The sequence below is a fragment of the Thalassoroseus sp. genome (assembly GCF_984380535.1).
In genome coordinates, this window is sequence record NZ_CFHRBF010000007.1 from 325,149 (window position 1) to 338,635 (window position 13,487).

The 13,487-nt window shown below is 55.2% G+C and carries 11 protein-coding genes; 5 read left to right on the forward strand and 6 right to left on the reverse strand.

Annotated elements, in window-relative coordinates; all coding sequences use genetic code 11:
• The first annotated feature begins 170 nt into the window (after positions 1-170).
• On the forward strand, positions 171-530 hold the full coding sequence (locus AC5DDB_RS11785) for a hypothetical protein (protein WP_491739925.1): 360 nt from the start codon (positions 171-173) through the stop codon (positions 528-530).
• A 348-nt stretch (positions 531-878) separates the two neighbouring features.
• Positions 879-1,208 (forward strand): hypothetical protein, encoded by a 330-nt coding sequence (locus tag AC5DDB_RS11790; protein WP_491739926.1) that lies wholly within the window; start codon positions 879-881, stop codon positions 1,206-1,208.
• A gap of 25 nt (positions 1,209-1,233) precedes the next feature.
• Here AC5DDB_RS11790 and AC5DDB_RS11795 read toward each other — a convergent pair whose 3' ends face one another.
• On the reverse strand, positions 1,234-1,644 hold the full coding sequence (locus tag AC5DDB_RS11795; RefSeq protein WP_491739927.1) for a hypothetical protein: 411 nt from the start codon (positions 1,642-1,644) through the stop codon (positions 1,234-1,236).
• 406 nt (positions 1,645-2,050) lie between these two features.
• On the opposite strand from AC5DDB_RS11795, the gene AC5DDB_RS11800 reads away from it, so the two are divergent.
• The 3 genes from AC5DDB_RS11800 to AC5DDB_RS11810 all read left to right on the forward strand — a co-directional run bounded on the left by AC5DDB_RS11800 (position 2,051) and on the right by AC5DDB_RS11810 (position 6,691).
• Positions 2,051-3,646: a TolC family protein gene (locus AC5DDB_RS11800; protein ID WP_491739928.1), complete on the forward strand. Its 1,596-nt coding sequence runs from the start codon at positions 2,051-2,053 to the stop codon at positions 3,644-3,646.
• A gap of 73 nt (positions 3,647-3,719) precedes the next feature.
• Entirely contained in the window at positions 3,720-5,213 is a 1,494-nt protein-coding gene (locus tag AC5DDB_RS11805; RefSeq protein WP_491739929.1) for a copper oxidase, read from the forward strand.
• 470 nt (positions 5,214-5,683) lie between these two features.
• Positions 5,684-6,691: a GNAT family N-acetyltransferase gene (locus AC5DDB_RS11810; RefSeq protein WP_491739930.1), complete on the forward strand. Its 1,008-nt coding sequence runs from the start codon at positions 5,684-5,686 to the stop codon at positions 6,689-6,691.
• A gap of 214 nt (positions 6,692-6,905) precedes the next feature.
• Here AC5DDB_RS11810 and AC5DDB_RS11815 read toward each other — a convergent pair whose 3' ends face one another.
• The 5 genes from AC5DDB_RS11815 to AC5DDB_RS11835 all read right to left on the reverse strand — a co-directional run bounded on the left by AC5DDB_RS11815 (position 6,906) and on the right by AC5DDB_RS11835 (position 13,335).
• Complete coding sequence (locus AC5DDB_RS11815; RefSeq protein ID WP_491739931.1) at positions 6,906-7,895, reverse strand: hypothetical protein; 990 nt, start codon at positions 7,893-7,895, stop codon at positions 6,906-6,908.
• A 371-nt stretch (positions 7,896-8,266) separates the two neighbouring features.
• Positions 8,267-8,983 carry a GNAT family N-acetyltransferase gene (locus AC5DDB_RS11820; protein ID WP_491739932.1) on the reverse strand — a complete coding sequence of 239 codons (717 nt, stop codon included), beginning with the start codon at positions 8,981-8,983 and terminating at the stop codon, positions 8,267-8,269.
• 84 nt (positions 8,984-9,067) lie between these two features.
• Entirely contained in the window at positions 9,068-9,754 is a 687-nt protein-coding gene (locus AC5DDB_RS11825) for a GNAT family N-acetyltransferase (protein WP_491739933.1), read from the reverse strand.
• The gene (locus AC5DDB_RS11830; RefSeq protein WP_491739934.1) at positions 9,744-10,463 is read right to left on the reverse strand and encodes a methyltransferase domain-containing protein; all 720 of its coding nucleotides are present in this window, start codon (positions 10,461-10,463) and stop codon (positions 9,744-9,746) included. Before AC5DDB_RS11830 ends, AC5DDB_RS11825 begins: the two co-directional genes overlap by 11 nt.
• Positions 10,464-12,003: 1,540 nt before the next feature.
• Positions 12,004-13,335, reverse strand: coding sequence for an APC family permease (locus AC5DDB_RS11835; protein WP_491739935.1), 1,332 nt, complete (start codon positions 13,333-13,335; stop codon positions 12,004-12,006).
• Positions 13,336-13,487 lie beyond the last annotated feature (152 nt).

Consider the following 13,487-nt stretch of genomic DNA (forward strand, 5'->3'; position numbering starts at 1 on the left):
CGTTACCACCTTGGGTTTCCCCCTGATTCCTAATTCCTGCCTTATATTCTTTTGAACGGGTGTTCAATTTTTCGCGATTATTGTCATCAATTTATCGTCGAATGGATCTTGACCTCGTGCTTGTTCATCTCAAACTGCCGATCAGCGAGGCTTTCAGGGTGTCCTGCGACATGACTCTTTGGACCGAGATTCGCCGATTAGTGCTGACGAAGCAGAAAAGCAAGCGAGCGATCTGCCGAGAATACGAAATTCACTGGAAGACGCCCGAGAAAATTCTCACGCACACCGGACCGCCCGGCTATCGGCAGAAGAAACCGCGTACGAGGCCGGAGCCCGATCCGTTTCTGCCGATGATTCATGAGATGCTACTCTCGAATCGGACCGCTCCGGCCGAGCAACGGCACACCGCCAAACGCATGTTCGATCGGCTGCATGAGGAGCGCAGCTACACTGGCGGCTTGACGGTGGTGCAGGAGGAAGTGCGGCAATGGCGGGAGCAGAGTGCGGAAGTGTTTATGCCGCTCTCGTAGTGGCTGGGCACCACTCAAGCGGGCGTTGGTGAAGCCCAGGTCTTCCTGAATGGCGAACCAACGACGGTGGCCTACTTCGTGATCTGGTCGCGTGCGGCCTCGTTTAATGACGACCGGCACCACGATTCTCGCCTGACTTCCCATCCTGACATTGACCGAGGTTTGGACATCATGGTGCTAATGGCGATCCCCTGTTTCGGCAGGATGCTGATCGAAATTATGACGATGCTCGTGGTCCCGGTGCTATATTGCTCCTTACAAGATTGGAAAATTCGGTTCGGTATTGAAGACCCGCGGTTTGCGGCACATGAATCGAAAGTTGCGAGTTAATCCGAGGAGGGAAGGTTTGTGCGACGGTGTATTTTCAGTTTGCTGATCAATTTGTGGATGGTTCCGAATGTGTGGGCGCATGGCGTAACGCCCGAACAGCGAATTGACCGATTGCATGTGCGCATCATCCAGCTCAACGCCACCGTCGACATGCTGATCTGGCTCGCAGTAGCCGCCTACGTGACGACGGCTGTGGTCGCAGCCGCTGCCTGTGCGGTCTGGGCTCGACACAGTTGGCGTCATGCCTGGATGTGGTTCGTGTTCGGACTGCTGCTGCCGATCGTCGCGCCGATCTTTGTATTGGTTCGAACTATCCAGGATCGAAAACCCGTCGCCCAAAACCGCTGATATCGTGCCCGCACTGGCTCGTTGATTACGGCACAATTTCGGATCTGTCATATTTGCCTGCGCCGCCCGCGAGCGGAGTTTTGTCGCGCTGGCCGACGGGCACACCGCGATACCACGAGGCTCCCGCGTAGGGCGTGCCGGGAGTCAGGACACGAGGACGCAACGCCTCGTAATGCAGCGGGGCATAACGGCAGCCGCGGCAGTTCCAACTCCCTTGCCCTAAATGAAACAAATTGTGGGGGTCATGGTAAAGCTTTTCCATCGTATCATCGCCGTAAACGTCTTCTGTCATGTCCTCCCAAACGTCCTCCGGGCACGGATCGCAGGTGCCGTAATGATTTTTCGCATGCCAGCCGAGCCAATCGCCACCAAAGGCAGACGGTGCCCCTGCGAGTACCATTACAATCAGTCCACTAAGAATCCGCTCGAATTGCATTCCAGTCTCCAGCCAAGTTGAATTCGTGACTCCTGCGTTAGTAAGAACGTCGACCAATCGCTTACGGAAATCTCATTCCAGTGTTCGTCGGAGCGATCGCGCGGGGCGGGTGTGTTCCACCGATCGGAGCAGTTTTAAGGTGACTGCAGAACCCTTAAAACCGTTAAATCTTGCCTAGCTTGGCCAGGCCATGCGTGCTGAATAGCTCTTGCATGTGCGATCCTGTCAATCCTCGAATTCGCCTATGCTTGGCATAAACAGTCCCAGCAGTCATGACGATAAAAACGATGGCGACATTCACCAGAGTAGCACCGGTTGTGGCGATCATGTGGTGTGGCGAACGGAGCCCGGCTCGCAGATGAGACGAGCAATACCATGAGAAAATACGGATAGCGGGGGAACAGGAATGCCACGTTGGAAGATACGATTGGTTTCGGCGGGACTGCTCGCCGTGCTTGCGGGTGGCTGTGCCCTGCCTCCGGCAACACCACCCACTGCCAATTCCTCGGTGTCGCACGATGGGCGAAAGTCCTCTGGAACTGCGAAAGTGGCCTTGGCCTCTGCGGAAGTCGCGCAGAACACTCCGCTGCAACCGGGGCCGGGGAACAATCCTGTCATCGAACGCAAAGCCCCGGGAGTACCGATCCCGGCACCTGTGCCTTCCCCCGACCTTCAGCCGGAAGTCGGCGAGCGATTTATCGAACCGCCACCGATTCCGCCGACCCCAGACGCGGAATTGGCGATTGAAACCGGACAAACCGGTCCCACCAGTGGGTCTCTAACGTTGAAACACCTCGAAAGCTTGGCCTGTGCCAACAATCCGACTCTGATCCAAGCCAAGGCCCAAGTCGATGCGACCTTCGGCAAAGCGATCCAAGCCGGATTGTGGCCCAATCCACAAGTTTTTTATGTGGGCGAGCAAATTGGCATCGACACAATGACCGACACAGATTCGCCGGGCGAGTTTCAAGGGGCGGTCATTCAGCAGGAATTCGTGACGGCTGACAAGCTCGACCTCAGCCGCACGAAATACCTCGAACGAGTGCATGTCGCCGAATGGCTGGCAATGGCTCAGGAATATCGGGTCCTCAACGATGTGCGGTTGCACTTTTTCCGCACGCTGGGTCGGCAGGAAATTGTCAAAATTCAGCAGGAATTACTCAAGAATACCGAGGATCAACTCGTCACGGTGCGGGAAGGCTACAACCTTGGGTACCATCCCCGTTCCGAAGTGCATCGGGTGAACGCCCTGCTTCAAGAACAACGCCTGACGTTCTTGATGGCCGAGAATGACTATCGTGAAACCTTTGGCACGTTGACGGTGCTCACCGGAGTCGACCAACCGCCGACCCTCTTGACAGGAGATTTGGCTGGCCAACTGGAGCCGATCGAGTTCGACGCTGCTTTAGCTCGGCTGTTGACCGAAAGTCCTGAAATCAAAGCGGCTCAATCGAAGTTGCGAGCCGATCTCGTGACGCTCCGCCGGGAAGAAGTTCAACCGATTCCCAACATCGTGGCTTCCGCCGGGACCGGTTACAATTTCGAGGCCGTCGAAACAACCGCCACGGCTCAAATCCAGTTGGAAGTTCCTCTCTGGGATTGGAATCAAGGCACGGTCAAACAAGCCGAGGCCGATCTAGTGCGACAACGAGCCGAAGTCCAACGGACCGAACTGCGATTACGACAAGAACTGTACTCGGTCTACCGCAACTATCTGACCGCGTTGCAGCATGCCCGGAATTATCAAGACGTCGTGATTCCGGAAAACCGGAAGGCTTACGAAACGCTACTCGATATGTACGAAGCCGATCGAGTGCGGTGGTTGGATGTGCTAGCCGCCGAACGGACCTACTTTCAGTCGCGATTAGCTTACGTGCAGAATCTGATTGCTTGGCGGGAATCGGAAGTACTGATCTCCGGATACTTGTTGCACGGAGGGTTGTCCACACCGATGGAAGTGACACCGCCTGGGCACCTCGACGCTGTCGCTAAGCCGCGCTAGAATTCCACAGATTTGATCTGAAAGTCATGGAACCACCAGAGCATGTTCCGGTGGACTTCGGAAAGGAATAAGAATGACCGACTCTCAATCATCGTCGAATACTCGGCGTGAATTCATCAAGAGCGGGGCGGCGGCGACAGCAGGGCTGATTGCTGGTGCATCCGCTGGACAAGCTCAAGACGGACCGGCTTTGAGTGATTCCCCAGAGTCCACCTCGCCTGCCACCGCTACGAGAAGCGACACGGACGGCAAATTCATCTCGGAAACTCCAAAAGAGTTTCAAGAGTTCTCACGCTACAAGCCGAGCTACGGCGGCCCCCCCGGTAGCGACACGTATTTGGGGAAACTTGTCCCAGGGCTGCGAGAAAGTGGGCTTGATTCCGTGCCGGTAGAAGCACCGGATCTCCCCAAGCTGCCGTTTGAAATGGTGAACGGTTGGAAAGAGTTTCACCTCGTTGCCGAACCGGTTGTGCGAGAGTTCCTGCCGGGCAAATTCATGAACGTCTACGGTTACAATGGCAGTATGCCAGGACCGACGATCGAAGTCACTCAAGGTGACAAAGTTCGCGTGGTGGTTCACAATAACTTACCAGAGATGACTAGCGTGCACTGGCACGGTTTTGAATGTCCGGTTGCGATGGACGGTGTACCGGGACTGACTCAAGACCCGATCATGCCCGGTAAGAAATTCGTCTATGAATTCGATATGCATCAAGCCGGCACGTTCTTCTACCATTCGCATATGCCGATGCAAGAGGCGAATGGTATGGTTGGCTGGTTCATTATCCATCCGGCGAAAGCCTACGACCCGCCAGTGGACCGCGACTTCGCATTGATTTTTCAGAACTTTCGAATCGATGCTGCCAATACCATTGCTGACTCCTGGGGCATGGATTGGAATTGGCATACGATCAACGGGCGAAGCGGTCCCTACACGACGCCATTGGTTTGCAAACACGGCGAACGCGTGCGAATTCGGCTTCTGAATTTTGCGCCGGTCCAGCATCACCCCATTCACTTACACGGGCATACCTTCTGGATTACTGGTCATGAAGGCGCTCGCATTCCTCCGGAAGCTTGGATCCCTCGCAACAACGCTCTCGTCGGTGTTGCTCAAGCGAGCGATTTCGAGTTTGTTGCTTTCAATCCCGGTGATTGGATTTTTCACTGTCACATGGTGCATCACATGATGAACCACATGGTCCGGCACAGCGGTCCGCGAATCCGAGACGAAGTCGAAGTCTCCCGGTATAAGGAAAGTCTCACGAGTCGGCCGGACGTGCGGTATCCCAAGACGAACAAGTATGCCGAAGTCCCCGGTTGGCCACAGATGATGCAATCCAAAAGTTTTTCACCGGCGGAACTGCAGAAGATCTTCAACCGACGGGAAGTCAAAGGTATGCGAGAGAACTGGCACACCGGCGTCAAAGGGTTGATGACCGTCGTGCGGGTCCTTCCCGATGACCTCTACCACCGTGTGATGGAAACGAACGAGGATGTCCCGTGGGGGACCAGTGTGCCCGGCAATCCTCATATGTCGATGCCTGGAATGAAGAAGAAACCGTAACACGAATTCACTACGCTCACCGTCCGGACACCTCTTCGTCAAGTTTCTTTGGCGGAGAGGTGTTTTTTTAGGCACACAGCATGTGCCAAAACCGCACGCTTGCCAATCAAACAAACCTCAAACGTCACACTTTAAGTCAAGAACTGCTGTCAGTGATGGGCATCGGCAACAGAACATGTCATTCAGACCTTTCAAGAACGAAACAAGTCATTTCTAAACTCCTCCAGCCTTTACTCGTCGCAGTAGGAGATGAGAGTTGTAAGGTTCACTGAATCAGTATGGCTTGGTTATTGCGGAGCGAGTCGATTCAAACCTTCCGATAGGTTTGGAAACTATCAACTCCGTCTTGTCACGCTCTCAAGGTTCCCAGGTTGTACTGCCAGAAGCACCTTGAATCGAAATCGGTGCCTTCAGGTCAATCTCTGCCAGCCCATTATTGACACAGACAAATCACATGAGGGGTGTACTCGATGGACACATTGGTTATTCCAGCAACCGAGCTATCACCAGCGATGTGGGCCAGTTGGCATCAGCTCCAGCAGCAGAATTCGACACTCCGGAATCCCTTCTTTTGTCCTGAGTTCACGCAGGCGGCCGCACGAGTTCGAAGTGACATTCATGTGGGTATTCTCTTCGACGAGCACAAGTTGCCAATCGCATTTTTACCATTTAAGAAAACCGGGGCATCTCGGGCGACTGCGATTGACCTTTCGGACTACCACGGGCTCATCTCTGCGGTCGACCAGCAAGTCGATCTCCCAAAGCTCATCCGTGCTTGGGGGTTGAAGTCCTTTGACTTTCGATATGTACCCACAAACCAAGTCGCATTTCAGTCATCACTTGTTGAGCAGAGCGATTCACCGTCAATCGATCTAGCCTTCGCTGGTGCACTCAATAAAGAAGAGCGGAAGTTGCGGAAACTGTCGCGTGAAGTTGGTCCGGTACGATTTGAGCCGCATGTGGACGACCCCATCGCGCTCCAACAACTTATTGAGTGGAAGCGGTTTCATTGTCAACGAACAGGGTTCTTCGATCTTTTGAAAGATCCGTGGGCAAGAAAATTTCTCGCCGACTTGCAGCAGGTGGAGACATCGCATTTCGCTGGTCGACTTTCGGCCCTCTATGCCGGAGACCAGCTCGTGGCGGCACATATGGGACTACAATCTGCGACGGTGTGGCATTGGTGGTTTCCTTCTTACAATCCCGACCTCAGCAAGTACTCACCAGGCTTATTGATGCTGTTGCACCTCATTGGGCATGCTCGCGAAGAAGGTTTTGCGGAATTCGATTTTGGAGTCGGCGAGGAAGGATTCAAGCAACGTTTCGCGACGGGATGCATCCCTTGTGGTCGTGGACGCGTGACAGCCACAGCATGGCAGCATAAGGTTTACCAAGCCCAATGGCGAGCGAGCCGCCGTCTGCTTCAATCCCGATTTGGAAGCACGGTTCGGTCTCTGTCGAATTACATTCGCAACTGAAACTTCGAGTGATAAGGTTCCAGCCGTCGTTCTCCGGATTTGTCGAAGTTGTTGAGCCAGCAACGTTATTGGTCGGACTTTTTGCCGGCTGCATCCCTGCTTGGCAAGCCGCACGCACGCTCATCATCACCGCCCTGCGACAAGCCTAAAACCCGCCGGAGAACAATTTCCGGCGGGACATTGGTTGATCCGGGTAGCGGAACATTCTCCATCGTTACCGGTTAAGAAGAAACTTCTGGGGGTTCGCTTTCACCGCATTCACACAGCCTTCGCAGCAAACCCAAAGGCTGCCCCCGACAACCGAGACGCGAATCGGCTTGCCCATCGAACCGAGTTTCTGTTTGGTGACCGGGCAGGTTCCTTGAGCCAACGCCGCCGTTTGCTCGGCTGGCGAGAGCAACGCGATGCCTTCCATGTCTTCCGGAAGCCTTTGCATTGCGGGACGCGCGGGTTCGCTGCGTCGAGCCGGAGCCGAGAACTGCGAATCTTGCGGAGCCGTGTAGTGATTATAGTTCTCGTTATAAGGCTTGTGGTTCGGCGTCTGCGGCGGCAATGGATTGCGGACTGGTACTCGATTTCGCAAGCCCAGGTTGTTTTCCCACGCCACGAACAGTTTTGCGAAGTTGCGAAGCGTCCGCTCCGATTCCGGGAAACGCCCCTGCCGTTCCATATCCTCATCAAGTTGAATCAATGATTTCTTGACGCTGGCGGCATCGTCACGGAGATGGCCGGCGTCCGCACCATCCGTCACGGATTGGCCAAAATGCCGCGTCTCTCGCAGGAGAGCAGCATTGTCATCCAATAAGATGTTCTGTCCCCGTAGACCGCGGGTTTCGTAACGCAGATCGTCTTGCAACCGTGTGAGCAGGTTTTCGAGATCGGCGATGGCCGCCTCATTTCGATCGATTGAGGTTCCTGGCAGTAAAGGCCGGACTGCGGTGGGGGACGGAAAACTCTCGATTGTTCGGCCGCCACCGGATTCACAGCAACTTCCGCCTCGCGGGCACATCGCCGATGACGGGGCAAAACGCTCTTGGCTGAATCGATCGTTCGCGACAGCAAAGTAGTCGTCATCGTAGCGCGGCGCGGTCCGCGCGGCCGGCTCCTGCGACGAGTTGTGACTGTGGTCATCGTGAGCCAACGACAGCGATGTAAAACCGAATGTTGCAGCCGATGCGAGCGTAGCAAACTGTAAGAATTTCATGAGAAATCTTTCTTTTGACAATTCTCGATTGAGGGGAAGCCACGATTTTCCGACATCAGCCCCAGAGAGTTCGTGCGACAAATCATCGCAAACACGATGCCGAACCGATCGACTTCGCGAACTTGATCGCCGCACATTTAGGGAGCCGACACCACGACCATGAGCAAGGCAGAGTACTAGCCGACGCGATCGGCTGAATATGCTGAGAAAATACTTGGAAACGTGGTTTTTCGGGCGTTTTCGCCCAGGCATGAGCGTTCCAGCCCCTCCAAATCAACTTGCGGGGGGAAGACAGTCGAGGTGCGAACCGCTATTTGGCAGTCGCAAAGAGCGGTCTTCGGGCCGACTGACCGGGCATCTCCCGTAACGTGTCACTCGCTGAGAGGATGTTCTGCCGACACTCGATCAGCGGCATAGATTTCGACAGACCGGCCTTGCCATTCAGCTCTCTTTTCCCGATGCATGCCGTTCTTGAGAGCGACTCGTTGAGAGGCGATGTTATCGGCGGCGATGGCGGAAATAACACGGTGGACGCCTTGGCGAAACAGATAGTCCCGCACAGCACAGGCCGCTTCGGTGGCATATCCTTGACCTTGATACCGCTCTCCCACCCGATAGCCGATCTCCGGCTCGATTACGCCGTCAATTTGCATTTCTGTGACACCACAATGACCGAGGCACTCGCCGGTCGCCTTCAATTGGATGATCCAAGTATGATTCGCTGTCAATAGCTCCCGCAGAAGGATGTATTCGACGGTCCAATAGCGTGGGGCAGCTAGATCTTTGCCTGGTTCCGGTTCGAAAAGCTCGATCAGCCGGTCTAAGTCGGGCAAGTCTAATGCCCTCAGCCGCAGTCGTGATGTTTCTAGTTCGGGATGTGGATTGTTCAGAAACCCCAAATGCGGATCGTCGGCGAGTTGCGAAGCCGCCGGGTCGGGACGCCCGAACGGCGGACCAAGAAGCCCGGACCGCAATGCCAGCACACCGTCCTGACGAACCCGCCAGAGGGCGATCCGCAGCCGGTCGGCCATGCTGCGGCGTTTCCAGAACCAGCGTTGAATTTCTGTTTGCTGCTTGCTCGTAAGCATTTGGCTTGTTCTTGTCTTCTGAGGAAACAGCGGACTGTCGTTCATCCGCATGGGGTAACGTCGAGGCAAACTATCGCAGGGAATTTAAGCTTCTCGTCGCATGAAGAGATAAATTCGGTCGGGCGTATCCGTATCCTCGGCAGGCCGAGGAACGAAATTCACCTCGTCAGCCGACTCGACTCGTCTTAGCGGTTGTCGCTCGTATCCTCGGAATCCGAGGCGTTCGTAGAACTGTACTGCATGCGAGTTGTCTTCGAGCACGCGGAGATAAATTTCCTGCGGCTTAAAAGTTTCCTCCGCCCATTGGCACAACCGCACAACGGCAACGGACATCAAGCCGGGCTCAATACCGGCAGCCGCTCGGACGATATTGTCGACTTCCATACGGCCCTCGTCGTTGTCGCAGTGAGCGAACCCCGCATGGCCGACAGTGTGCCCGGCTCGATTGAGCACGAAGAATAAGATGCGGTCGGGCACATTGAGTAACAGCGTGCGTAACCACTTCCGAGTACGTTTGGGCGTCACTTCAAACTGGCTGGGAAAGGTCGTCACACTGGCTCGAATTGCGGTCAGCAGGTCGATTGTAAGTTGATCTTCCGCATGGAGTTCACAGACGGGAACCAGATAGCCGCGACCATTCGGCAGCCGCAAACTTTGAGCAATGACGTCCGCATAATTGTCCAGCGACTTCAACTCCGCGAATTGCTCGACAATCTCTTGTCGGTATAGTTGATGCCGATTGCCGGCCATGTTTGAACAGTCAGACATCATTGGCAAGTCGTTCCGTTGATCGACTTTCGTCGGCCACGCTGCGGTACGCGAATAACTGCATGTGCCGCCAACGGCAGCGGTCGAGCGGAACTTCCACATGCAGTTTCAACCAATCGCAGGCGGCGAAGGGGTCGGGGTGGTCGCTGGGGATTTTGTACAGAATCGTCAGCGGTCGGGGGTGGGTTTTCCACGAACGGTGGATCTGCTGGACGACGGCTTCGAGCACGCTGCCGCTGAACGGATTGAACAGATGGATCACGGTCACCTCCGCCGGCACGCTGTACGCGGTCGCGTCGGTCACTTCCACCGCCACCTCGCCACAGCGACGATGCTCAGCCGACCGTGCCAGATTTTCCCGTGCGGCCGCGGCTAGCTCATCCGCGAGTTCAACCCCGATGACCTTCTGAAAGGGATACGTCGCCGCCACGGTCATTGCGCGGCCCTTGCCGCAGCCGTAATCCAAAAACACATCCCGCTCGGGATCGATCTCGAGTTCATCCAATGCCTGTTCGATGCAGCGATAACATGTGGGTTCATACTGCTCACACTCTTTGTTTTGCCGGTCGGCTCCTGGTGCGAAAGCCGCCGTGTTCACACCCAGTTGCCGCTCGCGGCTGTGTTCACAGAGATGAAATCGAGCCCAGCGCATTGTCCCGATGGGGCCTTTCGAAAGCAATTTTCTGGCAATCCGAGAAATATCGCGGAACATGAACGTCTTTCTCTGGGCCAATCAGGGTGGGCTAGTTGGGAGATTCGATGCCTGGACACGCCGATTTCTTCGCCGGATTCCGCATTTTTTTTCAGAAGTCATCCAGGGAAGATGCGATCGGGAATCATCGATCCACTGCAGCGTGCGATTTCGACCGCAAACGGTCCGAAACCATACGGAGAACGGGCGAATTTGGCACACCTATATTGGTCCCACACGATGATACTTTCATCGAATGTCGATTCCGGCGTGGGTGCAAAGTCGTTCTATTAACGTTTGTGGTTAACAATTGTTGTATCCACCGGCTTCCCGGCTGGCCCATAGGAAAATCAGAAGCCCCTGTGCTGAGTAGGCAACACAGGGGCGAGTCGAGAACGTCAGCGAATTCACTGCGTGAGCAGATTGTCTCCGCGTTCCTGCGCCGTCATTCTCCGGCGAACCCGAGTTATCGACAACTCGGACAGTGACCGCCCCCGAAGCCGGCACTAGGCGGAGCAGAATAACTCGCGTGGTTAGAACGAGTGCTCTCGCAACCGGCGAAGACCACCAGCAGAAACACTCCACAGACGACCGTCAAACCCAATCGATACCACATTTCGACCTCCTTGTCCTGTTGTACTGCGAGGATAACATCGCGTTCCCCGGTGTCGTCCGGGGCGATATCAAGCTAATCGCACCGACAAGCACGAAAACTTGAACTTCAGGTCGTGGTTGGTCAAAAGAGGGTGACTGTAGTGGTTGTTCCCGAAATTCTTGCTGTCGCCGCAGGATCTGCCTGCCAACGGGCCGGAGTGCGTGTCCCAGAGCGACCGATACCCCAGGAGGAAACTTCCGTTTCCAGGGCTTGTACTGCTGGGGCAAAGCCGGGAATCCATTTGATGCGAGAATTGTGATGAAACTCAATCATTGGGGGATGCTTTTTATCCTCGGCATGGCCATAGTGTACGCCTATTGCGGCCCAACTTTCGCGGCTGATGAAGCCGGTGAGAGTGAGTCTGGCCAGCAGGTACCGCCACGGTCAATGTCCGTTCAGCAGCCGGTTCAACCTTGTTATGGGGCCGCGTATTTATCGTATTCCTATCCTGGATTCGACGTGTGTCCTTGCGGCAGCGACGGCTGCTTCCACCCAGCCCGTTATCACTGCGATTGCGGCACTTATCGGAAACACTGGTGGCGAACCTGGCTACGAGCGCACTTCAAAGGTGGCTCGATGTTGGAACTCGATTCTTGCCATTGCGTCCAACCACAATTTGGCCGGCCGTATTTGGCCAAATTTCCCGCGTCGACCGCAGAAACGAAGCCATCGGGCGAACAGCCTGAGGATCAAGTTGACAGAGCTGACTCCGTGGACACTCCCTAATTCGTAAGCACAAGAGACAGCCATGAAGGCCGAACGAACTTCCGTGTCAATATTCGCCACGGCTTCGGTCATATGTTCCACATCAATTCGAAGTTTCTTCTGCTGGGGGCAGTCGAAATTGACGGCAATGGCGGCGGCGTGGAGGTTTCACGTCGGAAATCACGTACGGTTTTCTCAGACTTAGGAGGCATCGTCCGGGTTTTTACCGTCATCCTGTTTCCAAGCGAGAAACCATTTCTCGCCCGCGAAGATCAGGATTAGGCCGACCAGAGCCACGCTGAGAATGAGGGGATCGGCTTGGCCCTTAACCACCAAGAACGCACCAAGGACGACCAAATCGAGGGCGATGGCCGTCAACAACACTGCCCCGCTCGCCCCAATTTCTTGGCGGAGCGTCCGATACACGCCCCAATGGATGGCGATGTCCATGATGATGTAGAAAATCGCTCCCAACGACGCAATTCGACTCAGATCGAACAGAGCTGCAAGCAGTATCGCGAGCACAATGGTGTAGACGAGCGTGTGTTTTTGGATGTCGCCGGGCATGCCGAAATGCCGATGCGGCACAAGACCCATATCGGTCAGCATGGCCAGCATTCGGGAGACGGCAAAGACGCTGGCAATCACCCCGGAAATGGTTGCAACAATCGCAAGGCCTACGGTAAACCAAACGGCGTAGGCTCCCAGCGCAGGGCGAGCCGCCTCGGCGAGCGTGTAGTCTTTGGCCTGAACGATCTCGTTCAAACTCAAGTTTCCCGCTACGGCCATGGCGACCAGAAAGTACGTCACGAGACAAATCGCCAGGCAGATCATGATCGCGCGGCTGACGTTCTTGTTTGGATTCTTTAACTCGTCGCCGCTGTTGGTAATCGTCGTGAACCCTTTGTAGGCCAAGATGCCCAGTGCGGTCGCGGCTAGAAATCCACCGCCGCTGGCCTGCTTCGCAGCTGGAATCGAGCCAAGTGAAAAGCCGGATAGCCATAACCCGACGCCTGCGAAAACCGCGATCCCGCCGATCTTGATCACGGCGGTCACCAGCGACATCTTGCCAATGAAGTCGTTGCCAAGCAAATTCACGATGAACGCGAAGACGAGCAGTAGCACACTCAACACCGGCACGAGCCACGCGGCAGGATCGCCAGGAAACAGTTGCAGCACATAATTGGCGAAGGTTCGGGCGACCAAGCTCTCGTTGATGACCATCGAGAAGTACATCAATAGCGAACACCCTGCGGTGATCGTGCCTTCGCCGTAAGCCATTTTGAGATACATTGCAATGCCCCCCGCGGATGGATGGGCGTTGGATAGTTTGATGTAGCTGTACGCACTGAAGGCCGTTACTAATGCGGCGGACAGAAACGCCAGTGGAAACAAGCTGCCAGCTTGTTGAGCCATTTGTCCGGTCAATGCGAAGATGCCGGCGCCGATCATCACGCCGGTCCCCATTGCAACTGCGCCGGTCAAAGATAGGCTGCCTGCTTGATACCGGGACTTGTCGTTCGCGTCGCTCACGGATTTCTCCTGCTGAAATACTTTGCTCTTGCTACACGACTGCTAGCGTAAGTGGACTGGGGCAATTGGCTCGCCCGCTGGCACTCGGCTTGAGTTTGGCGATTTCGGGCCAGCGATCAAGCAAGTCGTCACGCTTTTACTTGACTTGCTAG